The following is a 23,291-nucleotide window of genomic DNA, read 5'->3' as shown; positions in this document are numbered from 1 at the left end:
TCTCCGGATGACCCGTCGGTTCCGGCAGTGCCGGGAAGTCGGTTCCGGCAGTGCCGGGAACGACGACGATGGGGATAGCGACCCGAATACGGGCCGTGGAATCTTACCCGATGTCCGTCCAAAAAAGAAAACCCCGCACATCTTGCGATGTGCGGGGCATGATCCATCATGCGATGGGCACGAAGTGCCCGCGCTAGTTAGAACGTCGCCTTGAGCTGCACGCCAAAGCTGCGCGGCTCGTTGACCATGCCGGTCAGGTTGTCGAACTCGATCGCGCCGACCGACTGTACCTTGTCGGTGATGTTGCGCGCGAAGGCTGCCACTTCGTAGTTATCCCACTTGTAGCCCATGCGCAGGCCACCTTCGACCAGCGACTTGGCTTTGTATTCCTTGGCTTCGTACAGGAACATATTGTAGGTGCTGCGATACGCCCAGTCGGTGTACGCAAAGAACTCGCCATCGGCCACCGGCACGCTGTAACGCAGCGTGAAATTACCCTGCCACTTAGGTGCGCGCGGCAGCGGGTTGCCGTTCAGCTTTTGCGTGTACGCGAAAGGACCCGCCACGCCGGTCGGCGTGCAGCCGTTCACACCCTTGGTATTCGGCTCGTTGCCGCAGGTCTGGACGAACAGCTTGGAATCCTTGATCTCGGTGTCGTTGTAGCTGCCGCCCAGGGTCATGCGCAGTGCATCCGACAGGTTGGCCTGGAAGTCCAGTTCCACGCCCTGGCCGGTCACGCGGTCGGCGTTGATCAACTGGTTCATGTTGATCTGGCCCGAACCGGCGGTCAGCTGCTTGTCCTTGACGCGGTACTGGAACACGCTGGCCGACAGGCGCGCGCGGCGATTGAACAGGTCCTGCTTGATACCGGCTTCGTACGACAGCGCCTTTTCAGCTTCGGCGAACGACGGACGATCGGCCAGGCCATTCAGGCGACCCTGCATGCTCGGTGCGCGATAGCCGGTAGCCACGCGCGCAAACAGGTTCGAATCGGGGCTGAGCGCGTAGGTGCCGGACATATCCCAGCTGACGTTTTTCGACTCGTTGCTGATCCCGAAAGGACCGGCGGTGGTCAACTCGACGCGCTTGGCCGAGAAGTTCTTCTTGTCGTTGGTGTAGCGCAGGCCGGCACGCAGCTTGAATTTGTCCGACACGGTGTAGTTCAGCGAACCGAAGGCCGCCCACGACTTGGTGTCCTGGTACTGGGTCGCGAAGAACGGATTCTTCGGATTGCCCGGCGCCAGCGAGTCGAAGCTGATGCTGTCAATCTGGATGTCTTCGTTGAAGTAGAACAGGCCGGCGATCCACTGCAGCGGGCCGCTGTTGACCGATTCGGCGCGGAACTCCTGGGTGAACTGGCGGTGATTCGGCAGCACGTCCGCGGTTTCGACCACGAACGGGATGAACGCGGCCTGGTTGGCGTAGCTCGGGCCCATCGGCTGCGCGTACACGGCGCCATAGCCGCCATCGACATCGGCGCGGCTATAGAAGTCGGCCGATTCGTAACCCGTGATCGAGTGCAGCGTGACGCCGGACAGGTCCAGGCGCAGGCGCATGCTGGCGCCTTCGGTCGAGAGGCGCTGTTCGTTGACGGCATCGCTGTCGTAGCGGCCGTACTGGAAGCCGTCGACCAGCTCATTGCTGCCCTTCTTGAGGATATTCGCGCGGAACAGGGTGGCGCTGCCATCCATGTCGCGCGCGTGCACGTTGAACAGGGCGCTGAAGTTACTGGTCGGCTTGACCAGCACTTGCAGGCGCAGCGCGTCGTCGTGGTAACCCTCGAAATCCTTGGTGCCATTGCCCGGACGGTTGTTATGAACGCGGTCGTCGCGGTTCTGCGACTGCACGGACACGCGCGCGGCGACGGTGTCGCTGATCGGCAGGTTGACCGCGCCTTCAAAGTTCTTGGAGCGGAAGTTGCCGATGCCGACCGTGGCGTAGCCGTCGGTCTTGCCGATCTGCGGCTTGGCCGAGTCGAACTTGATCACGCCGGCCGGGGAGTTACGGCCGAACAGCGTGCCCTGTGGGCCGCGCAGCACTTCGATCTGGTCGACGTCGAAGACCGGGAAGCCTTTGAGCATCGGGCTTTCCTGCACGATGTCGTCGACCACCAGGCCGACCGGCTGCGATGCGTTCAGGTCGAAATCGGTATTACCCTGGCCGCGGATGTAAAAGCGCGGGAACGAACGGCCATAGTCGGATTCGACGTTCAGGCTGGGCGAACGGCCCGACAGGAAGCGGATATCCTGGCCGCCGGCGGTGAGCACGTCGAGTTTTTCACCCTTGAGCGTGGTGATCGCCATCGGCACGTCCTTGATGTTCTCGGAACGGCGCTGCGCGGTCACGATGACGGTCTCCAGCTGGCCGGCTTGCGGCTTGGCTTCTTCGGCTGGCTTGTCCTGGGCCATCGCAACGTGCAGCGGAAAAGCGCTGGCGACAGCCAGGGCGATCAGCGAACGGGTGGCGAACTGCTTGCTTTTTATTGTCATTTAAGTAAGTCCTAAGGTCGATTAACCATCTCATGAATCCTGCTTGGCGGTTCGCATCGCGCTCCGGCGACGGCCCGCCCGCACGCCTTGCAGCGCACAAAACGACCTTCATCACCCCGCTGCGACTACGCTCCCGTCCGTATCTTGATAGTGCCTGGGCATCCTAGCATGAAAAGAATTGACTCGAAATCATGGCAATTACGTTTTCATTTATATTTCGATCATATAAATGACGAAGCAAAATCGTATTTGCCATACATATTAACGGTGATGCATAGTTCTAAAGCTGTGCCTGTCTCATATGGCGCGGCGCAATATTCCCTAGCCTTGCGCACTCCCGGGCGTAGCGAACATGGCGACCAGACGGGCCGCGCGCACCGGGCCTGGACGAGCAAGGTTCAACACGTAAAGACGCGTGATTTTCGCCACATGAGTTGTTGCAACAATACGACATAGCCCGCCAGGAAAGTTGCCATGAACCAAATTAGTGCATCCGCCAGCCGTCTCAAGGCCGTAGCCGCCCTGGGCCAGCAAATCTGGCTCGATAACCTCAGCCGCGAATTGCTCGCCTCGGGCGAACTGGCGCGCTGGATCGCCGACGACGGCATCCAGGGCGTGACCTCGAACCCCTCCATCTTTTATAACGCGATCCGCAACGATTGCGCCTACCAGGCCGCGCTGCCGGCCTTGCGCGCCGCCCACCCGGACCCGGAAGCGCGCTTCGAAGCGCTGGTCCTGCCCGACGTGCAGGCCGCGTGCGACCTGTTCGCGCCCCTGTACGCCGACAGCGACGGCCACGCGGGCTTCGTCAGCTTCGAGGTCTCGCCGCGCCTGGCGCACGATGCCGCCGGCACCGTGCTGGAAGCGCGCCGCCTGTGGGCCGCGATCGGCCGCCCCAACGCGATGATCAAGATTCCGGCCACCGAGGCCGGTATCGCCGCCGTCGAAGAAGTGATCTACGCCGGCATCAACGTCAACGTCACCCTCATTTTCAGCGCCACCCAGCTGGCCGCCGTGCGCGCGGCGCACCGCCGTGGCCTGGCGCGCCGCCTGGAAGCGATGCTGTCGGTGCAGCGCATCGCCAGCGTGGCCAGCGTCTTTATCAGCCGCGTCGATGCCGCCGTCGACGCGCTGCTGCCGGCCGGTGCCGATGCCCTGCGCGGCAAAGCGGCCATCGCCGCCGCGCGCCTGGCCTACCACGAGTTCCAGAACGACAGTGGCTTCGCCATCTTCGCCGCCTTCGGCGCCACCCCGCAATGGCTGCTGTGGGCCAGCACCGGCGTGAAAAATCCGGCCATGCGCGACGTCACCTACGTCGAAGAACTGATTGGCGCGGCCACCGTCAATACCGTGCCCGATGCGACCCTGGCCGCTTTTCGCGACCATGGCGAAGCGCGCCTGTCGCTGGAACATGACGTCGACGGCGCGCGCGCCGTATTGACGCAACTGGGCCGCCACGGCATCGCACTCGATACAATTGGTAACGACCTCTTGCGCGCCGGCCTGACACAATTCGAGCAAGCACACGCCAATTTGCTGGCTTTGCTTGCTTAGTGTCGTTAAGCTTACGCATTCCTTTCGCCCCATCGCAGCCGGTGTGCCGGGTACAATATCGCTTTCCAGGAGTGAACTCATGAAATTTAAGCAACTTAGTATCACGATCGCGGCGCTCTGCGCCGCGGCGAGCGCCACGGCTGCCGACCCGAAACTGGGCATTGTGTACGACGCCGGCGGGAAGTTCGACAAGTCGTTCAACCAGTCCGCGTTTGAAGGCGCCGAGCGCTTCAAAAAAGAGACCAGCATCAAATACATCGAGGCGCAGGCCAGCAGCGATACCCAGGCCGAGCAAGTGCTGCGCGGCCTGGCGCGCAAAAAGCTCGACCTGATCGCCGCCGTCGGCTTCTCGCAGACCCAGGCCGTGCAGAAGGTCGCGCAGGAATTCCCGAACGTGCGCTTCGTGCTGATCGACGCCGTGGCCAAGGGTAACAACGTCAACTCGATCCTGTTCAAGGAAGAAGAAGGCTCCTACCTGGCTGGCGTGGCCGCCGCCCTGGCATCGAAGTCGAAGAAAATCGGTTTCGTGGGCGGCATGGACATTCCGCTGATCCGCACCTTCGCCTGCGGCTATGCCCAGGGCGCGAAGGCGACCAATCCGAAAATCGAGACCATGCAGAACATGGTCGGCACCACCAGCGCGGCCTGGAACGATCCGGCCAAGGGCGGTGAGCTGGCGCGCGCGCAGTTCGACCGCGGCGTGGACGTGGTGTTCGCCGTTGCCGGCGGCAGCGGCATGGGTACCCTCCAGACGGCCAAGGAAAAAGGCAAGCTGGCCATCGGCGTCGACTCGAACCAGAACTACCTCCATCCGGGCACCATGCTGACCTCCATGGTCAAGCGGGTCGACGTGGCCATCTACGACTCCTTCATGCAGATGAAGAATGGCACGTGGAAGCCGGGCGTGATCTACAAGGGCCTGAAAGAAGGCGGCGTCGATTGGGCGCTGGACAAGGATAACCGTGCGGTCGTCACGCCGGAAATCGAAAAACGGGTCAACGAGGCCAAAGCCGCCATCATCGGCGGCAAGATCAAGGTGGTCGACTACCGCATTGGCAGCAGCTGCCCGGTCTGATTTTTCCCGCTTCTCAGAAAAGCGCGCCGCGCCGGTTTTGACTGGTCCGGCGCGCTTTTGAACTCATTTACCTTTACTACTCACCACTGACCGCTATGCAGCCAGCTGTAGAATTTCGCAATATCTGCAAAGCCTTCGGGGCCGTGCAGGCGAACGCCGACGTCAGCTTCTCCATCGCCAAGGGCTCGATCCATGGCGTGATCGGCGAGAACGGCGCCGGCAAGTCGACCCTCATGAGCATCCTGTACGGCTACTACAATGCCGACAGCGGCGCGCTGCTGATCGACGGCCAGGCGCAGGATATCCGCACCAGCCAACAGGCGATCACCCTCGGCATCGGCATGGTGCACCAGCACTTCATGCTGGTCGAGAATTTCACGGTGCTCGACAACGTCATGCTGGGCACCGAAGGCGGCTTCAAGCTCGCCTCGCAGCGCGCCGCGACCGAGGCGAAGCTGCGCGAGATCTGCACCCGCTACCGGCTCGATGTGGACCCGCTGGCCAAGATCGAAGACCTGTCGGTCGGCGCGCAGCAGCGGGTCGAGATCCTCAAGCAGATCTACCGCAGCGCCAACATCCTGATCCTGGACGAGCCGACCGCCGTGCTGACCGCGCAGGAAACCGCGTCGCTGTTCGAGATCCTGCGCCTGTTCAAGGAACAGGGCAAGACCATCGTGCTGATCACCCACAAGCTGGGCGAAATCATGGAAATCACCGACCAGGTGACCGTGATGCGCGCCGGGCGCGTGGTGGGCGCGGTGCAGACCGCGACCACGTCGAAGGAAGAACTGGCCAATATGATGGTGGGCCGCCCGATCCAGGGCGAACTGCCGCGCGCACCGTACAAGCCCGGCCCCGCCGTGCTGGAAGTGGCCGGCCTGCAGTTGCAGGACGCCGCTGGCGTGCGCCTGCTGGCCGATATCGACTTCACCTTGCGCGCGGGCGAAATCGTGGCGATTGCCGGTGTATCGGGCAATGGCCAGAGCGAATTGATGCAAATTTTCTCGGGCATGCGCCTGCCGAGCGGCGGCAAGGTCGCCTTCCTTGGCACCGAACTGCCCTATGCCAAACGCTCCGACGCCGACGGCTTGCCGGCCACCTTCCGCAAGCTGGGCATCGGCCATGTGCCGGAAGACCGCCTGCGCGATGGCGTGATCAAGGATTTCTCGGTCATGCAGAACACCGTGTTCGGCTACCAGGACCGGGTCTGCAACCGCTGGGGCCTGTTCGACTTCAAGGCCATCGCGGCGCGCTGCGGCGATTTGCTCAAGGCTTTCGACGTGCGTCCGGCCAATCCGGACCTGCGTATCGGCCTGCTCTCGGGCGGTAACCAGCAAAAGGTGGTGATCGCGCGCGAAGTGTCGGCCAAGCCGAAGCTGATGCTGGTCGGCCAGCCAACGCGCGGGGTCGACATCGGCACCATCGAAAGCATTCATACGCAACTGCTCAAGATGCGCGACGAAGGCGTGGCCATCCTGCTGGTGTCGGTGGAACTGGAAGAAGTGCGGGCGCTGGCCGACCGCATCATCGTCATGTCCGGCGGACGCATTACCGGTGAACTCAAGATTGAAGAATTCGACACGACCCGCATCGGGCTGCTGATGGGCGGGGCGCATAAAACATGAAAACGACCGAACTCCCCCGCTGGGCAAGCGCGTTTGTCCTGCCTGTACTGAACCTGCTCTCGGCTTTGCTGGTGGCCGCGCTGGTGATCCATCTGCTGGGCGAAAGCCCGACCGAATCGCTGCGCATCCTGATCGACAGCGCCGTGATCAATCCCGAGGGCTTGAGCTACACGCTGTTCTACGCCAGTACCTTCATCTTTACCGGCCTGTCGGTATCGATCGCCATGAAGGCCGGGCTGTTTAACATCGGCAGCGAAGGCCAGTTGTACGTCGGCGGCCTGGGGCTGACCGTGGTCATGCTCACGCTCGACCACTCGCTGCCCGCCTGGCTGCTGATTCCGGCCGCGATGCTGGGCAGCGCGGTATTCGGCGCGGCCTGGGCATGGCTGCCCGGCTATTTGCAGGCCAAGCGCGGCAGCCATGTGGTGGTGACCACGATCATGTTCAACTTCATCGCCGCGAGCCTGATGAACTTCATCATCGTCAAGTACCTGATCCCGGAAGGCCAGCAAAATCCGGCCAGCCGCGTGTTTTCGGATGCCGGCGCCATGCCGCGCCTGAACGAGTGGTTCCCGGTGCTGGGCGACACCCCGCTCAACGTCAGCTTCCTGCTCGCAATCGCCGCCCTGGCCATTTATGGCGTGATGGTGTGGCGCTCTTCGTGGGGCTACAAGCTGCGCGCCACGGGTCTGAATCAAAACGCGGCGCATTATGCGGGCGTATCGATCAGCCGCATGATCATCGTGGCGATGCTCATTTCGGGCGCGCTGGCGGGCATGGGCGCGGTCAATTCGATCATGGGTTCGACCCATTACCTGAGCCTGAACTTCCCGGCGGGTGCGGGCTTTGTCGGCATTGCGATTGCGCTGATGGGGCGCCAGCACCCGGTCGGCATCTTCCTGTCGAGCGTCTTGTTCGGTGCACTGATCCAGGGCGGCTTCGACCTGTCGCTGGAAAAACCAAACATCCCGCAGGAGACTTTTGTCTTCATCCAGGGGCTGATCATTCTGTTCTGCGGCGCGATGGAAAATCTGTACGCGCCCGCTGTCCTGAAGCTGCTTAACATTCGCAAAGGATAAGCCATGTTCGAAGACCTCCATTTAGCCAGCATCGTGGTGTCCACGATCCGCAATGCGCCTGTCCTGATTTTTGCCGCGATGGCCGGCCTGTTCGCCGAACGCAGCGGCGTGGTCGACATTGCGCTGGAAGGCAAAATCCTCGCCAGCGCGTTCGTCTCGGCCGCTGTCGCCTTCACCACGCAGAATGCCTGGTACGGCGTGGCCGCCGGCGTGGCCATATCGGCCGCACTGGCGCTGCTGCAGGGTTATGTGAGCATCACCCAGAAGGGCAACCAGCTGGTAGGCGGCATTGCGATCAACATCGCCATGAGCGGCCTGACTTTCGTGCTGGCCCAGTTCTTTTATCAGCAGGGCGGCCGCACGCCGGACCTGGGCCAGGCGCGCCTGTTCGATATCGTTTTGCCGGGCACTCAGGCGCTGGAAGGCATTCCCTTCATCGGCTGGTTCTACGGGCACGTGATCGGCGGCCATTCGGCGCTGGTGTATTTGGCGTTCGCGCTGATCCCGCTGGTGCACTGGGTGATTTACCACAGCCGCTTCGGCCTGCGCCTGCGCGCCTGCGGCGAGAATCCGCATGCGGCCGATGCGGCCGGCGTGAATGTCGCAACGACGCGCTATATGGCGATGCTGGTGGCGGGCATCCTGTGTTCGTTCTCGGGCGCGTACCTGGCGATCGTGCAAAGTGGCTTCTTCCTGCGCGACATGTCGGCGGGGGCGGGCTATCTGGCGCTGACCGCGCTGGTGTTCGGTAACTGGCGGCCGATGTACACGGCGCTCGGCTGCATGATGTTCGGCTTCTTCAGCGCCGTGCAGATCCAGATCGAAGGCGTCGACCTGCCGGGCATCGGGCGCATTCCGGGCTCGCTGATCCAGATGGTGCCGTACGTGGTGACCGTGATTGTGCTGGCCGGTCTGATGGCCAAGTCGGTGGCGCCGAAAGCGATCGGCAAGCCGTTCGTCAAATCGCGTTAAACCCGCAATGGCGAAGCGCGGCATGATCGCCTTCGCCTGTCTGCTGTTGCTGGGATTCGGGGCGCTGTTCGGCGCCGGCGAATATCTCAGTTCTCCCGCGCGGCGCCAGATCGGCGCCGCACCGCCCGACTTCCCCGCGTCCTCGATTACCATCAACACCGCCACCGGCCCCATTCAGGGCTGGATGGTGCGCGGCACGCCGGGCGCCGGTGCAGTCCTGCTGCTGCACGGCGTGCGCGGGAACCGCCTGCATATGCTGGGGCGGGCACGATTTCTGTCGGGACTGGGGTACGGCGTGCTGTTGATCGACCTGCAAGCGCACGGCGAAAGCGCGGGTGAGCGCATCAGCTTCGGCGTACGCGAGGCCGCCGGCGTGCGCGCCGCGCTCGCGTACCTCAGGCACGAACAGCCGGGTGAACGGATTGGCGTGATCGGCACCTCGCTCGGCGCCGCAGCGCTGGTGTTGTCGAAACCCGGACGCGGGATCGATGCGCTGGTGATCGAGGCGATGTATCCGACGATTGAAGAAGCGATCGACAATCGCCTGCGCCTGTATCTGGGGAGCGCGGGTGCGGCGCTCGCGCCGCTGTTGCTATGGCAGGTGCCGCTGCGGCTGGACCTGACTTTGGACCAACTGCGGCCGATCGATGCGGTGGGAGCGCTGGCCTGCCCTACCCTGATTGTGGGTGGCGAGAAGGATCAGCATACCAACGAGGCCGAAACCCGCCGCATTTACGCCGCCGTGCCAGAACCAAAACAGCTGTGGATCGTTGCCGGGGCGGCGCACACCGACTTCCACGGCATGGCGACGCGCGAGTATGAAACGCGAATCGGCCGGTTCATGGCGCAGCAACTTCAACGCATTGATTAGTTCAGTGACGCTGTACGAGCGCTGATGACACAACTATATTGGTACAAAAGAACATTTTCCAATACCAAATTAACGCGACCATGCAGAACGGAAGTAGCGCAAGTTCTGGCAGCCAATAGCCGATGGAATCAATCTGCGTTTTTTCGGCGGCCAACGAGACGCCATACATTCGCTCGATGAAAAAAGTGATCGCGTTATAGCCGCCATGGACAAATATTGGAGCATATAGTGAAGCGAACCTGATCGCAATAATTGCATAGAGAATTCCATTTACAAAACTTCCTAAAAAACCCTGATCGAAGTGAACAATCCCGAAAATCAATGACGAAACGATGATCGCGACGCTCAATCGATACTTTTCGCATAAGCGACGCAATATGAAACCGCGAAAAACAATTTCTTCGATAATGGGACCCAACACGACAATTGTAATTGCTTGCAGGACCAGCCAACTCGGCAGCCAATTTGTGTTATCAAACGCTGAGGGCTTCGCGAAATGCCAATGGCGATATGCCCAATCGATATCGATTTTTGCACTTAAGAAAACCAGGGCCGCCCAGCACCCAATTCCGATGAATACGCTTACAACAAGCACAAGGATCAATTCGACTAACGCCCGAACTGAGAATCCAGCCCCCATGAATTGGGTAAAATTGAGATTTTCTCGCTGAATGAAGCGTTTACTGAAAAATACCATTGTCAATGCCACACCGCCCCATTTCATATAGATGAAATTCGTAATACCTTCTCCGTAACTGCCCACAGCGTAGTCCCAGACGAGCATTACGCAAATCCACACAAATATAATTTCATGAATTTTGATCGGTGCTGATTGTGCCATTGGTTTCAAGAGCTTGCCAAGATTACTCAACATACCGCCACCTTTGCATTGGAATCGTAAGTCTGGTTTTGTGACGAAGCCCGGCGATACACGGGCTTCGTCACTTCCGTCATCTGGCCGCCGAATCAATGATATAGTACTGTTTAATCACCGTGGACCCTGTCATACAACCAACGGCCCAAATTACCACCCCACCTCTGAACCTCATCAAACGCTTCGAAAGCTACTTCGAGGAATTGCCCCAAAGTAGCTTCGCATCCAACTTTTTCCGTCGATATTTCGCACTTCAGATCGTCTTTACCACTGCCGCCGATTGCCTCCAGAATTGCAGAATTTTCGATTACTTGCATGACTACTCCTTGATATATGTTTCAATCGAACCAAAGTGCGCGATTGAATCCAGGCCGGCATATGAACTGATGAGAATCCACCGGCGAGAATAGTAAGAAGACTGATTCCTCAATCCTGCTTACGTATAACTATTGTCACGGCTATTGACAAGCTAGTTATTGTCAAAACGCAAATAATGCGGCTGATTCACAAAGAATTATTGAGGCACGGTTACCGGACGTAATTCAACCACTTTGCCTGCACTTAAGCCAACAACTCGATCTGCGGAGTCAATCGTCTCAGGCCGATGCGCGACCATGATGCGCGTCAACGCCATCGCGCTTAGCGCAGCATTCACAAGCTGTTCGTTTTGAATATCAAGATGGCTGGTCGCTTCATCCAGCGCCAGCACTTTGGGAGATTTGTACAGCGCCCGGGCCAAAAGAATCCGCTGTTTCTGCCCGCCCGACAAACTGCTGCCCATGTCCCCCACCAAGGTCTGATACCCCATCGGCATTGACACAATCTCATCATGCACAGCCGCCAGCCGTGCGCACCGCTGCACGTCCGCATATTCGCATTTGCTGTCGAAAAAACTGATGTTGTCGATGATAGAACCAGCCAGGAGCACATCATCCTGCATCACTGTGCCGACCAGCTGTCGATATGCCGGCAAGCCAAGCTGCTGAATCGGTATCCCATCGATCATCACCTCCCCTTCTGTCGGCGCGAGCAAGCCGAGAAGGATCTTGCACATCGTGGTCTTGCCGCATCCGCTAGGACCGACCAATGCAATGCTCTGCCCCGCCGGTATGTGCAGATTCACGCCATCCAGAATCCATGGCTCGCCGTCCGCATAGCGAAACTTCACATCGCGCAGGGTGATGCTGGGAGCAATCCGGCTCAAATCGCTCTCCCACATGGTCGTGGGTTCCGCCTGCTCAAGAACAATGTCGGACAGCCGCTCTGCGTGCAGCCCGAGCATCTTCAGGCTGATCAGCATATCCACCAGACTGACCATGCGGCCGGCGAACGTCCCCGCGTAACTGATGAATGCCATCAGCATCCCCACCGTCAGCGCGTTTCGCAGCACCAGCCCCGCCCCAACGTAGAAAACGACCAGACCTTGCAAGCCGATGATCGTGCTGTTCGCCGCCTTGAGCAAAATGGTGAGTTTTTCGGTCCTGGCATCGCGGTTCACGACATCCTGCTTCAGGTTTTGCCAGCGTGCCTTGCGCTCGGCCTCTCGTCCGAATAACTTGAGGGGAACGATGGCGCGCACGGTTTCCACAAAATGCGTATTTTCCTTCGCTGCGAGTATCAACCGTTCCTGCGATGCGGCTCTGAGCGGCTGGTAGAAAATCCATCTCAACGCGGCATACAGCGCGACGCTGAGGACCACGATCAGAGTAAGCTCCGCGCTGTACATCAACATCATCCCCAAGGCCAGCAATGCCATCAATCCATCCAGCGCACTCTCCACGAATACGCTGGTCAAGGTCTGCTGGATCGCGGTAATACTGCCGAAACGGGACAGCACGTCGCCCAGGTGACGTTTCTCAAAAAATACCGTCGGCAGGTTGATCAGATGCGAGAACACGCGGGCCGACCATTGCAGCCCGACGTCGATACTCCATCTCATCAACACCATGCTGCGCGCGATACCGATCAGCGTCTGCGTCACCAGCAGCAGAGCAAAGCCGACCACCAATATCTGCAGCAACTGGTGATCGCCGCTGACGATCACCTCGTCGATCACGTACTGGTTAAACAGTGGCGATACAAGCGCAAACACTTCAAGCGCCAGTGCCAGCGCAAACACTTGCAACAAGGCCCGGCGCAATCCCACCACCGGTCCGGTCAGCTGCTTGATCGACATTCTCCGGGTGGCGTCTTTTTTCTCGAATTGCGCCGTCGGCAGGAGTTCCAGTGCGACCCCGGTAAAATGGTCCGACACCTCGGCCATCGTCAGGTGACGTTCACCGACGGCCGGATCGAAAATAACGACAGTCGTGCTGCCGCGCAAGCTGCGCTTGATCGTCTTGAGGACGACGAAGTGATTCAGATTCCAATGCAGTATGCAGGGACACTTCAAGGCACCCAATTCTTCCAGCGCCAGTCTTAACGGCCGCGAGGCGAGATGCATCGAACCGGCATGGCGCATTAATTGCGCCAAATTCGCGCCCTTGAGACTGATCGAAAAACGCCGCCGTAAATCCGCCAGATCCATATGGCTGCCGAAATGGCTGGCCACCATGGCCAGGCAAGCCAGGCCGCATTCGCTCGATTCGGTCTGTAGAATGGGTTTCATCGCCGCCTCCCTCAGATTGACTTAACGCTGCGCCGCCGCCAGCAACGGCGCGGCGATCCATTCCCAAATGCGCCGCTCGTCTTGCACGATGTCGGCTTCCAAGGTCATCCCGGCGCGCAGCGGCTGCGCCACGCCATACACGTCGATGCTCTGGCGCGATAACCGGACCCTGATCCGGAACAAGGCTTCGCTGCTGTTGGCTCCGGGTGTGCTTAGTTGGGCATTGCTCAGGATCGTACTGGCCAGATGAGGGGGCAATTCATTCGGCGCGAACGGCGCCTTGCTGATATCGACAATGCGCCCGCGATGCAGCCCGAATTTCTGATAGGGATAGGCCTGATAACGTATCAAGACCGTCTGCCCGTCAGCGACAAACCCCATCATCCGGCTTGGCGCATACAGTTGAACCTCCAACGCCTGCATGGATTGCTTGCCGTTCGCCCCGGGAATCAATACCGCCAGCGACTGAGCTGCAACGACCGCTTGTCCGGACCGGTAGGTGATGGTCGCCACGATGCCGGCCTGTGGCGCGAGTATCAGACTGGTTTTCCGACTTTGATTTTCGGCGATGTCCTTGTCGATGCCGGCCTCCGAACGCTGTAATTGCGCGATCATGTTAGCCAGCTCGCCGGCGCTGGCGTTGCGTTCGGCCGTCAGGTTCAGCCAGCTGGCTTGTAGCTGCAGCTTTGCTCTCGCAAGCGTACTCACCCGTGCGCCAAGATCGATCAATTCTTCTTGCTTTTGCTGCGTCTGCGCGGCGGAGACGAAGCCATTTCCTTGCAGTGTTTCATACTTGGCGAGGCTAGCCCTGGCCAGTTCGAGCCGTCGCTGCGCCAACGCGATTTCCTGATCCAACTCCAGCGTTTCCGCATTGACGTTCAACAAACGTTCATCGATGGCGCTCGTCTTGTCGCGATGCTGTGCCAGCCGGGTGCGGCGCTCCGACGCCAGCGTGTTTTTCTGGATCGTTAACTGTTGGGCCACCAGCATGGAAATCTCCCCGCTGCCGCCCTGGCGTTCCGTCGACACCTCGAACAGCGGCTGCCCCGCGACGACAGCCTGCCCTTCGGTCACGAAACTGCGAGAAAGAATTCCCGAGTTCATGGCAGAGATCGTCAAGCTTCCGCCTGCAGGCAAGGTCATCCCTGTCACCCGGGCTTTGCTGGTCACGCTGCCGAAGAAAATGTAGGCAAGTACGCACAGCGCCATCGCCAGGGCAACGCATGCAACGATCCGGACCGACATGGGCTGGGCGAGCCGGATCGCACCCATCCATTGATTGGCGTGCGCTTGCGCCACCTCCTTGCGGAAGAAGGTGTCGTTAACGGCGGCTTGAGGTTCGGGTGGAGCGGCCTGCGGCGTATCCGGCGCGGCGCTGGTGAGCGTGTTCTGACAAATGTTCGACATTGGGCGAGGTCTCATTTCACGGTAAGCAGCGCGCGTCGCCTTCCAGCGGCGCGGTTTGCGTGAAGAAACAGAGTCTCAAAGCCTATCGAACATGAAGTCTTAGCTAATGACTTAACGTAAGTTTTTCCGACAATCTATTTAATGCATGTCAGCTTGCGGTAGAACAATACTGTGATTGTAAGATCAAACGGTCAGCGTGCTGCCCTGCGGAGGGCAGCGCTTGCAATACCGCTCAGTCGCCGGCCAAGCGGGTCGAACGGCCCAGGGTCCAGGCGAACGCCACGCCGGCCGACGCACCGGACTTCTTCTTCATCAGCGGACTGTCTTCGTTGGCGGCACCCGCATAACGCTCAAACCGCACGAAACCCAACACGCGCATATCGTCATTGAGCATGCGCGACGCGCTCGCGCCCACCCGTGCCAGGATCAGCCCCGCGTCGGCCTGATAAGCGGGCCGGGTCGATGTGGCGTAGCGCGGCTGAACTTCGTAGAAATAACGGTTCACCTTCTTGTCGCCGATGGCCACGCCGGCATTGGCATCGAAGGTCCACAAGCCGTCGGCGCTGCGCATTTCGTACACCACTTTCGGCTCGAACGTGAAGCCCTGCGTGCGCATGCCGGCGCGCGCTTCGATCACGGCACGCAGCGGGATGTCGAGGCGGATGCGGCTCGATGCGCTAGGTTCGGCGACGCGCACCTTCAGGCGCGGCCCGAATTCGAGCAAGAGGCCCAGGTTGGGCATGCCGGCGCGCGCGGCCACGTCGTCGGAGCGCGCCGGCAGCGATGCCGCCAGGCCCACATCGAGTTCGACCGCCTCGCGCTTGAGCAGGCGCGCGCCGATGCCGTTTTGGTCAGCGCGCAACACCAGGCCGCGGTAGATCAGGAACGGCAACACCAGGCCGCGCGATGAGCGGTCGGCCGAGCCGGGATACGCAGGCGCGGAGGCGACGCCGCCAAGGACGCCGGCTTCCCACAGCGGGAGCGGTTTGTTTTCGGGTGGCGCGGCGAAAGCGGCGATGGGGAGGGCCAGAAGGATGGCGGCAATTGTTACGGCTGGTTTCATGCGGATGCTCACGGGTGGATCAGCGAACTTGGATCCCCGCCTGCGCGGGGATGACGTTGGAGGCGCGGTCTGCTTGCCAGCTCTCGAGACTACACAGGGAGGTGTCGAAATGATAGTTACGGCCAGATGGTTTTCAGCAGCGACGCCAGATGGTAACCGCCTTTGATCAGCTGCGTCTTGGCCAGCGCCGAACTGGGCACCGGATAATTCGATCCCATCTCCAGCCCGAAGGTGTAATACGTCTCGCCCTTACGGTTCACCTGCTTGCCGATCGCGCCCGGCGTCACGTCCGAATAGGCCATCTTGGACGCCGCCAGCGCGTCATCCGCCCACTGGTACGGCCAGCTGGTGACGTCGCCCGTGTTCATCGTCACCGCCGGTTTGCCGTCGATGACCTTCTGCGCGAACTGCTCCGGCGTCTTGGTGCTGATGCGGCGCATCGCGTAATCGACCACGGTGCTGTCCCAGTACGCGTGGAACGGCCTGGTCGTCCACTTCTGCGCACCGGGCGGCAGCGGCTTGGCTTCGCCCGGAATCAGGGCGGCGCTCAACGAGGTCAGTTTGTCGTCGTCGAGAAGCAGGCTGTTGCCGCCGCGCGAATCGTAGATGTTGAGGCTATCGATATCCGCGTGCTTCTTCGGCACCACGAACTTGCCATCCTTGCCGACAAACGCCGCCCCCACGTGCAGCGGCTGGTGAATGTCGCCGGTCATGTGCGCCACCAGCAGCAAGGCCTGGCGCCTGGTCAGCTTGTTCGGATTGAGCGCCGGATCGGTCTTGCCCTGCAAAACGGCGATCGCCTGCTTGAGCGTTTGCACGATGTCGACATCGGCGGTGCCCACCGCACCATCATGATAGTGCTCGTTCTGGAACGGGATGTCGGTGTAGTGGTATTCGCCGTGGCGGGGATTGGCCGCCGTGTAGGCGTTCATTTCCTCCGTTGGCGGCGTGTAGCCGGCACCGCCCTTGGCGCTGTCGGCCCACACGGTGATCGATTCGAGGCTTTCGCCCGGCAGCAGCAGGGCCGCGATCTGCTTCTCCGCATTGCTGCCCTTGATCAGTTTTTCGGCGATGGCGCCGACCGCGCGGTGCCCCTCGGCGCCCCACGCCAGCGCATCCACCGATACGAAGGCGCCGGACAGCGCCAGTACACAAGCCAGTTTCTTCATCATTCGTTCCCCTTGCTCGGTTTTGGATAGTCTTTGCCGATCTCGATCGGCTGGGCGTACGAGGAGCTCCACGCCTGCTCGTGCAGCGCGCCGATGCGCTGCGCCATCTTCTCGTTGCGCAGCACCACTTCGAGGTTGCGCGACTTGTCGAAGTAGCCGCCGGCCCAGTTGCTGGTGCCGACCCAGGCCAGCTTGCCGTCGATCGACATGGTCTTGCTGTGGATGACGCGCGCGAACGGAATCGGGCCGCTCGCGGCAGGCGGCAAGGTGACGATGCGCACCTCCACATTCGGCAGCAGCGCCAGGCTTTTCAGGTAGGCGATGCCCGGCTTCTCGGTATTCCAGTTCGAGACCATCAGCTTGATCTTGACGCCACGCGCAGCCGCCGCGCGCACGGCATTGTCGATCACGCCGTAGTACGGGCGCGTGCTGTCAGGCCCGTAACCGAGCGGCGCGTAATCGAGCAGCTGGATGCGCACCTCTTGCCTGGCGTCGGCCAGCAACGCCGGCAGCACCGCTTCGGAATCGGCCACGCCGGGCGGATTGAAGGCGGCCGGGCTGGCGACCAGCTGCGCGGCCTGCGCCGCCACCGGAACCGCGACGGCGCGCGGCACCGCCAGGTTCGCCGCCAGCAGCGACTGCGCCTGCCAGTCACGCTCGAACACGGCCTGCACCTGCGCCACCACGGCCGCGTCGGTGATCAACAGGCCGGTCTCGTGAATGTGGGTGAACGCACGCCAGTCGAAGTTCTGGCTGCCGATAAAAGCGGCCTTCCTGTCGACCGCGATGTACTTGGCATGGATGATCCCGGTGCCGGTCAACTGCGCGTAATCGAGCACGCGCATGTCGAGATTGGGGATCTTGCGCAGCCGCTCCAAGGTGGCCGGATCGGACAGGCCGATGCCCTTCTTGTCGAGCAAAAAGCGGATCTTCACGCCGCGCGCGCCGGCCGCTTCGAGCCGTTCCACCACCTTCTCGAATGGCGTGCCGGCCTTGCTGATGGCGTAAAACTGGCCGATCACGATCTCGCCGCGCGCCTCGTCGAACAGCTGCGACCAGACTGCGGCGCTGCTGCGCAAGTCGGCGTTGACGAGCGTGGTTTCCAGCGGCGCGGTCTGCACCAGTTCATAGCCGGGAATGGAAAAACCGGCCTGCGCGTGCGCTCCGATGAACAGCGCAAGCAGCGCCGCCAGGCCGCGCCGAAGCGGCGTCATTGCACCGTCCCGAAGCGCCCGGCCGGCGTGTCGGTGCCCACCGGTTTGCCCGCCTTGTCCTGCTTGATCAGGAACTGGACCACGGCGTCGATATCGCGGATCTGCGTATCGCGCTTGTTGGCGGCGGCGGCGAATGCCGGGAAGCTGTCGCCGCCTTCGGCCAGGAAGTTATTGCCCGCCACCCGATACAGGGCGGCGTCGTCGAGCACCTTGCCGTTCAAGCTGACGCTGTCGCGGATCACGCGCTGGCCGGCCGGCGCGGCCGGGTTCCAGCGGTAGCTGAAGCCGTCCGACACTTGCAGTACCGAGACGCTGCTCGCCGCCGGACGCGCCCACTGCTGCTCCAGCAGCGCGCGGATCTCGGCGCCGGTCATGTCCATGACCACGATCGTATTCCCGAACGGGAGCACGATCTGCACGTCGCCGTAGGTGGCGGTGAGACTGGCGCCCACGTCGAGGTCCTGGCGCATGCCGCCCATGTTCATGAAGCCGATCTGCACGCCCTGCGATCTGGTGGCGGCCAGCACGGCGTCGGCGATCAGGCCGCCGAGCACGGTTTCGCCGGCGGCGCTTTCCTTGCGGTTGATCGAACGGATGGCCACGCGCGCCACCGGCCGCGCCAGCGCCGCCTCGCTGCGCTCTTTGGCCTGCTTCAGATAGGCCGACACGCGCTGGTCCGGCGGATACTGGCCCGGTTTCATCACCACGTTGCGTACCCCGACGTCGCGCACCGCGCCGCTGGCCGGATCGACCATCATCTTGATACGCGACAGGACATGGCCGCCCATCTCGCCCTGGGTCACCACGCGGCCATCGACCTTGCACTGGAAGCCGGTGTGCGAGTGGCCGCTGACGATCACGCGGATAGCCGGATCGAGCTTCCTGACGATATCGACGATCGGGCCTTTCAGGTCGCTGCAATCGGGCTTGTCGAATGGTTCGGGCGTGTGCCCGCCTTCGTGGATCAGCACCACGAATACCTGCGCACCCTGCGCGCGCATGGCCGGGATGACGCGGTTGATGGCGCTGACCTCGTCCTCGAACGTCAATCCCGCGATGCCCGACGCCAGCACCACCGACGCGGTATTGCGCAGCACCGCGCCGATCAGGCCGACCTTGACGCCCTTGACGTCTTCGATCCGGTAGGCCGGCAAGAACGGCTTGCCGGTGGCATCGTCGATCACATTGGCGGCCAGGTAGGTAAAGCCGGCGCCACGGAAGTCGGGCGTGAACTGGCAGGCTTTTTCAGGACGGACCGACTCGCAGCCGCCGCGCTGCTGGCGCAGCAGTTCGGCGCGGCCATTGTCGAATTCGTGGTTGCCGACCGAGGAGATGCGCATGCCGGCCAGGCTCAGCGCCTCTAACGCCGGTTCGTCCGCCCACATCGACGACATGGCGGGCGAAGCGCCAATCAGGTCGCCGGCGCCAACGAACAGCAAGTCCTTGTCTTCCTTGCGCCAGGCCTGGACGGCGGCGGCAATGGTGTCGATGCCGCCCGCCTGCTCGGTTTGCTCGCCGCTGGCGTGGATGCTGTTGTACTGGAATTTGGTGGAGTCGAGGTGGCCATGGAAGTCGTTCAGGGCAACCAGGTTGATCTCGATCGGGGGCGTCGGGCGCGTGGCGCAGCCCGCCGACAGGAAGGCCGCGGCGAGCGCGGCGCAAAGAGGCCTTGAGAGTAGTGTCATAGGTAGTAGGATAACCGAAGAGCGCAGGCCGCAGCGGACGCCACGCCCTTTCAAATGTAGCGGGAATGTATCGATCAAGGCAAAAAGATCACGCCCGGGCGGGACGAAAAAAAACGGCCAGTGTCGCCACCGGCCGCTCTTCAATCTAGCTTAGCCACGCATCAGAATTCGTACTTGACGGTCGCTTGAATAGCCCACTGCGATTCGCCCTTGGTCTGGCGAACGTCGAGCGATTCGACGCTGTCGCGTACCTTGTAGATGTACTTGCCGTTGGCATCGAGACCGACGTAGTCGACGAAGCTGCGCGCCTGTGCGCCCGCGCCCTGGAAGCCGACTTCATTGGTACGGCCCCATTTCTTGTTCAGCAAGTTGCCGAAGTTGAAGAAGTCGAGGCTGAACACGGCCTTGTTTTTTCCGTAACCCGGCAGTTCCTGGGCGACACGCATGTCGAAGCTGTTGGTCCATGGCGAGAAGTCCGAGTTACGGCCAACCACACCGCCGGCGGCTTTCTTGAGCACGCTGTTGCTGTTGACGACGCCCCAGAACTTGTCTTCGTTGACAGTGCTGCCTGGCTTGTCGCCCTGGAACACCACCTGGCCCGAACCCGGTGCCGATGGGATGTACATCAGGTCGTTGCCGCCCGAACCATCACCGTTCAAGTCGTTGTTGACGGTCCAGCTGTATGGCTTGCCCGAACGGCCTTCGTAGAACATGCCGAAGCGCGTCTTGTAAGCACCGAAGAAAGCCTTCTGGAAGTTGACGATGGCGTTCACGCGGTTCTTGACCAGGTAGCTCGAATTGGCGTTGACTTCTTCATTCGGATTGAAGATCGAACGGCCGGTGAAGTTCGAGTTCGAGGTCGACGAGGTCAGTGGCGACACTTCCTTGGCGTCGGTGTAGGTGTAAGCCATCGACCAGCCCAGGCCCGAGGTCAACGGACGGCTCAGCGAGAGGGTCGCCATGCCGCTGCCACCCTTGTCGGTCTTTTGCGCCAGCAGCACGTTGGCGAACGATTCGTTGCTCAGTGCCTTGCTGCGGAAACCGGTGCAGCCCGTGCCGCTGGTGATCGCGTTGCCGGTTGCGCTCCAGCACGCCGCGCTGTAACCCTGCGGCGTGTAATACAGTGCGCGGCCGTCGCTGCCCTGGCGGGTTGGTGCGCCGAGGTTCAGGTTCTGGTAAAAGATGGCATCCTTGGACTTGAGGTGCAGGTATTCGGCGCCGAAGACCAGGCCGTACCATGGCAATTCCATGTCGAAGGCGATGTTGGCTTTCCACACCGATGGCTGGCGCAAGCCTTGGGCCAGGATGTCGACGTTGGCCGCCGGCATCGCGGCGTTGCCGCCGAAGCTGCTCTTCTGCTGGTCCGGATTGGCGCTGAAGATGGTCGCGCCGTTGCACGAAGCAAAGTTACCGGTGCCGCAACCGACGGTGGTGGTTGCCACGCCAGGGTTCGAGAACGGGTTCGACAGCCAGACAGCGGCAGCGTTACCCTGGAACAAGCCGGCGCCACCGCGGATTTGCATCTTGCGGGTGGTGTCGAAGTTGTAGTTGATGCCGAAACGCGGCTGCGCCAGGTTCTGGCCGTCGAAGGTGTTGGTGTTGTCCATGCCATAGCCACCTTTTTCGCGCAGGCCGGTGGCGGCATTGCCTTCGATCTTGGGTGCGGCGACGGCGTCGTTGCGGCGCGGGCGGTCGTCGATGCGGGCGGCATCGAGGCGCACGCCAAAGCTCATCGTCAGGCGCGGGCTGATGGTCCAGGTGTCTTGCACGAAGGCGCCGTAGTTTTTCAGCGAGAAATTGGCGACGGCATCATTCAGGTTCACGCCAGGGGCGGCAACCTGCAGCTGGTACGAGCTAGGACGGCCCTTGCTGAAGTTTTCCAGGATCGCGCGTTCGACATCGGCCGGGCTGGCGGTGCCGCAGGTGATGGCGCCGAAGCTGTAGGTCCAGGCCGCGCTGCTGTTCTGGCAGCTGAACGAGTAATTGCCGAAAATGTTTTGCTGGAAGGCGTTATAGACCGTGTTGTTACTGTAATCGCCGCCAAACTTGACTTCGTGGTCGCCCAGGGCCCAGTTGGCACCCAGGTACATGTCGTCGGTCTTGGTGCCGAGGATGTTGCGGTGACGGCTGTTCTCGGTGCCGAAGGCCAGCGAGCGGTTGGTGGTCGGCACCGATGCAGGCGTACCGGCTGGATTGGCGCCGGTCATCGACAGGCTGATCGACGGCAGGCGCGCGTTCAGGGTCGGCACGCTGTCATAGTCGCGCTGCGACAGCTTGAATTCGGTCGAGAAGTTCGGGGTCCAGTCCGACGTCACCTGGGCCACGAAGGTTTCGATCGCCTTCTCTTGCGAATACCACTGCGAGTTCAGCGACAGGCCGGTGGCGGAAATGCCGGCAAACTGCGGCTCGGCCTGCGACGTTTTCGCGTAGCGGAACATGGCGCGGTGGTCGTCGTTGATGTTCCAGTCGACCTTGACCAGCATGTCTTCCACGTTCAGCTTGGCGCCACTCGGCACATCGGTGGTGCCGGCATTGATGCCGTAGGTGTTGGTGGCGATGCCCTGTGCGGCCGAGATCAGCGCCGGGGAAATGCCGACGTTGGTCAGTGAGCTGCCCAGCGGGCCGAAAGCGGGCGCCGAACGGCTCGATTCGAGCTTTTCGTAGTTCGCGAAAATGAACAGCTTGTCCTGGATCAGCGGGCCGCCCAGGGTCACGCCCTTGGTGGTTTCCTTGAACGATGGTGGCGCATAATACGTATCGTTGGCATTGTTGTAGCGGTCGCCGGCCATCGCATCGTTACGGAACACGTAGTAGACGCTGCCCTTGACGGTGTTGGTGCCGGACTTGGTGACGGCGTTGATATTGCCGCCGGTGTAGCCTTTTTGCGTGACGTCGTAGTTGGCGACGTTCACTTGCACGGTCTGGATCGCTTCGATCGAGATCGGTTGCTTGGCGGTCGGGCTGCCGTTCGCTTCCAGGCCGAAAGTATCGTTCACGGCCACGCCGTCGATGGTCAGCGAGTTGTAGCGCGAGTTCTGGCCGGCCACGGAGATTTCGCCGCGTTCCTTGTCGGTCTGGGCCACGCGCGGGTCGGCACGGGCGTAGTCTTGCAGGTTGCGCTGGATCGATGCCTGGGTGGCGATCTCGGTCGAACCGAGGCTGGTGCCGGCGCCCATGGACGATTTCGAGAACTTGTCGGAGCGCGCTGCCGAACCGGCGATGGTCACGGTCTGCATCGGTGCGCCCAGGGTGGCGTCGATAGAGGCGGTCTCGGCCAGCTGGATGTAGACGTTTTCGCGTTTTTCGGTGATGCCGCCTTTGGTGATGATGATCGTGTACGGACCGCCCGAACGCAGGCCGCGCGCCACGTAGCGTCCCTCGCCGTCGGTGACGACATTGCTGACGGAACCGGATTCGGCGTGGACGATGGACACGGTCGCGCCGCTGGCAGGCTTGCCGTCGGCAGCGGAAATGCGCCCGCCGATGGCCGACGTGGTGTTCTGCGCCATGGCCGGCAAGGTCGCCAGCGCGATCGATAGCGCCAGCGCCAGCTTGGTGACCTGCATCCGATTATGATTGATCATTGTGTAACCCCAAAAAAAGACA

General features: G+C 61.5%; 16 protein-coding genes. 6 read left to right on the top strand and 10 right to left on the bottom strand.

What is annotated here, in order from left to right; all coding sequences use genetic code 11:
* Nucleotides 1-197: 197 nt before the first annotated feature.
* The gene (locus tag PO883_RS04800; RefSeq protein WP_289308713.1) at nucleotides 198-2,489 is read right to left on the bottom strand and encodes a TonB-dependent receptor; all 2,292 of its coding nucleotides are present in this window, start codon (nucleotides 2,487-2,489) and stop codon (nucleotides 198-200) included.
* 474 nt (nucleotides 2,490-2,963) lie between these two features.
* Here PO883_RS04800 and tal point away from each other — a divergent pair, with 474 nt between their 5' ends.
* From tal to PO883_RS04770, 6 genes are all read left to right on the top strand, one after another.
* Nucleotides 2,964-4,043, top strand: a complete 1,080-nt coding sequence (tal, locus tag PO883_RS04795; RefSeq protein ID WP_289308712.1) for a transaldolase — start codon at nucleotides 2,964-2,966, stop codon at nucleotides 4,041-4,043.
* Nucleotides 4,044-4,122: 79 nt separating this feature from the next.
* The gene (locus tag PO883_RS04790; protein ID WP_289308711.1) at nucleotides 4,123-5,118 is read left to right on the top strand and encodes a BMP family protein; all 996 of its coding nucleotides are present in this window, start codon (nucleotides 4,123-4,125) and stop codon (nucleotides 5,116-5,118) included.
* A gap of 95 nt (nucleotides 5,119-5,213) precedes the next feature.
* Nucleotides 5,214-6,743 (top strand): ABC transporter ATP-binding protein, encoded by a 1,530-nt coding sequence (locus tag PO883_RS04785; RefSeq protein ID WP_289308710.1) that lies wholly within the window; start codon nucleotides 5,214-5,216, stop codon nucleotides 6,741-6,743.
* Entirely contained in the window at nucleotides 6,740-7,822 is a 1,083-nt protein-coding gene (locus PO883_RS04780) for an ABC transporter permease (protein ID WP_289308709.1), read from the top strand. Before PO883_RS04785 ends, PO883_RS04780 begins: the two co-directional genes overlap by 4 nt.
* Before the next feature lie 3 nt (nucleotides 7,823-7,825).
* Entirely contained in the window at nucleotides 7,826-8,794 is a 969-nt protein-coding gene (locus PO883_RS04775; protein ID WP_289308708.1) for an ABC transporter permease, read from the top strand.
* Nucleotides 8,795-8,816: 22 nt separating this feature from the next.
* Entirely contained in the window at nucleotides 8,817-9,665 is an 849-nt protein-coding gene (locus tag PO883_RS04770; protein WP_289308707.1) for an alpha/beta hydrolase, read from the top strand.
* Nucleotide 9,666: 1 nt separating this feature from the next.
* On the opposite strand, the gene PO883_RS04765 is transcribed toward PO883_RS04770, so the two are convergent.
* The 9 genes from PO883_RS04765 to PO883_RS04725 all read right to left on the bottom strand — a co-directional run bounded on the left by PO883_RS04765 (nucleotide 9,667) and on the right by PO883_RS04725 (nucleotide 23,269).
* A complete protein-coding gene (locus PO883_RS04765; RefSeq protein WP_289308706.1) occupies nucleotides 9,667-10,539 on the bottom strand; it encodes a CPBP family intramembrane glutamic endopeptidase in 873 nt (290 codons plus the stop codon).
* A 110-nt stretch (nucleotides 10,540-10,649) separates the two neighbouring features.
* The gene (locus PO883_RS04760; protein ID WP_289308705.1) at nucleotides 10,650-10,856 is read right to left on the bottom strand and encodes a hypothetical protein; all 207 of its coding nucleotides are present in this window, start codon (nucleotides 10,854-10,856) and stop codon (nucleotides 10,650-10,652) included.
* 197 nt (nucleotides 10,857-11,053) lie between these two features.
* A complete protein-coding gene (locus PO883_RS04755) occupies nucleotides 11,054-13,147 on the bottom strand; it encodes a peptidase domain-containing ABC transporter (RefSeq protein WP_289308704.1) in 2,094 nt (697 codons plus the stop codon).
* Nucleotides 13,148-13,168: 21 nt separating this feature from the next.
* Nucleotides 13,169-14,554 (bottom strand): HlyD family secretion protein, encoded by a 1,386-nt coding sequence (locus PO883_RS04750; RefSeq protein ID WP_289308703.1) that lies wholly within the window; start codon nucleotides 14,552-14,554, stop codon nucleotides 13,169-13,171.
* A 232-nt stretch (nucleotides 14,555-14,786) separates the two neighbouring features.
* Nucleotides 14,787-15,617 (bottom strand): MipA/OmpV family protein, encoded by an 831-nt coding sequence (locus PO883_RS04745; RefSeq protein ID WP_289308702.1) that lies wholly within the window; start codon nucleotides 15,615-15,617, stop codon nucleotides 14,787-14,789.
* Between the two features lie 116 nt (nucleotides 15,618-15,733).
* A complete protein-coding gene (locus PO883_RS04740) occupies nucleotides 15,734-16,786 on the bottom strand; it encodes a S1/P1 nuclease (RefSeq protein WP_289308759.1) in 1,053 nt (350 codons plus the stop codon).
* Nucleotides 16,786-18,000 (bottom strand): phospholipase D-like domain-containing protein, encoded by a 1,215-nt coding sequence (locus PO883_RS04735; protein WP_289308701.1) that lies wholly within the window; start codon nucleotides 17,998-18,000, stop codon nucleotides 16,786-16,788. The genes PO883_RS04740 and PO883_RS04735 overlap by 1 nt, the downstream gene beginning before the upstream one ends.
* Nucleotides 17,997-19,685 carry a bifunctional UDP-sugar hydrolase/5'-nucleotidase gene (locus tag PO883_RS04730; RefSeq protein ID WP_289308700.1) on the bottom strand — a complete coding sequence of 563 codons (1,689 nt, stop codon included), beginning with the start codon at nucleotides 19,683-19,685 and terminating at the stop codon, nucleotides 17,997-17,999. The genes PO883_RS04735 and PO883_RS04730 overlap by 4 nt, the downstream gene beginning before the upstream one ends.
* 161 nt (nucleotides 19,686-19,846) lie before the next feature.
* On the bottom strand, nucleotides 19,847-23,269 hold the full coding sequence (locus tag PO883_RS04725; RefSeq protein WP_289308699.1) for a TonB-dependent receptor: 3,423 nt from the start codon (nucleotides 23,267-23,269) through the stop codon (nucleotides 19,847-19,849).
* Nucleotides 23,270-23,291: the final 22 nt, after the last annotated feature.

The organism is Massilia sp. DJPM01 (assembly GCF_030348125.1).
Classification (GTDB): domain Bacteria; phylum Pseudomonadota; class Gammaproteobacteria; order Burkholderiales; family Burkholderiaceae_D; genus Telluria_A; species Telluria_A frigida.
Note: the sequence above shows the minus strand (reverse complement) of the source record. Positions and strands in the feature narration are given on the sequence as shown.

Bases quoted from the DNA above. Each gene is read 5' to 3' on its own strand.
- PO883_RS04725 (WP_289308699.1), bottom strand. From the start codon at position 23,269: ATGATCAATCATAATCGGATGCAGGTCACCAAGCTGGCGCTGGCGCTA.
- PO883_RS04785 (WP_289308710.1), top strand. From the start codon at position 5,214: ATGCAGCCAGCTGTAGAATTTCGCAATATCTGCAAAGCCTTCGGGGCC.
- PO883_RS04740 (WP_289308759.1), bottom strand. From the start codon at position 16,786: ATGAAGAAACTGGCTTGTGTACTGGCGCTGTCCGGCGCCTTCGTATCG.
- PO883_RS04730 (WP_289308700.1), bottom strand. From the start codon at position 19,685: ATGACACTACTCTCAAGGCCTCTTTGCGCCGCGCTCGCCGCGGCCTTC.
- PO883_RS04765 (WP_289308706.1), bottom strand. From the start codon at position 10,539: ATGTTGAGTAATCTTGGCAAGCTCTTGAAACCAATGGCACAATCAGCA.
- PO883_RS04735 (WP_289308701.1), bottom strand. From the start codon at position 18,000: ATGACGCCGCTTCGGCGCGGCCTGGCGGCGCTGCTTGCGCTGTTCATC.
- PO883_RS04780 (WP_289308709.1), top strand. From the start codon at position 6,740: ATGAAAACGACCGAACTCCCCCGCTGGGCAAGCGCGTTTGTCCTGCCT.
- PO883_RS04800 (WP_289308713.1), bottom strand. From the start codon at position 2,489: ATGACAATAAAAAGCAAGCAGTTCGCCACCCGTTCGCTGATCGCCCTG.
- PO883_RS04745 (WP_289308702.1), bottom strand. From the start codon at position 15,617: ATGAAACCAGCCGTAACAATTGCCGCCATCCTTCTGGCCCTCCCCATC.
- PO883_RS04760 (WP_289308705.1), bottom strand. From the start codon at position 10,856: ATGCAAGTAATCGAAAATTCTGCAATTCTGGAGGCAATCGGCGGCAGT.
- tal (WP_289308712.1), top strand. From the start codon at position 2,964: ATGAACCAAATTAGTGCATCCGCCAGCCGTCTCAAGGCCGTAGCCGCC.
- PO883_RS04790 (WP_289308711.1), top strand. From the start codon at position 4,123: ATGAAATTTAAGCAACTTAGTATCACGATCGCGGCGCTCTGCGCCGCG.
- PO883_RS04750 (WP_289308703.1), bottom strand. From the start codon at position 14,554: ATGTCGAACATTTGTCAGAACACGCTCACCAGCGCCGCGCCGGATACG.
- PO883_RS04770 (WP_289308707.1), top strand. From the start codon at position 8,817: ATGATCGCCTTCGCCTGTCTGCTGTTGCTGGGATTCGGGGCGCTGTTC.
- PO883_RS04755 (WP_289308704.1), bottom strand. From the start codon at position 13,147: ATGAAACCCATTCTACAGACCGAATCGAGCGAATGCGGCCTGGCTTGC.
- PO883_RS04775 (WP_289308708.1), top strand. From the start codon at position 7,826: ATGTTCGAAGACCTCCATTTAGCCAGCATCGTGGTGTCCACGATCCGC.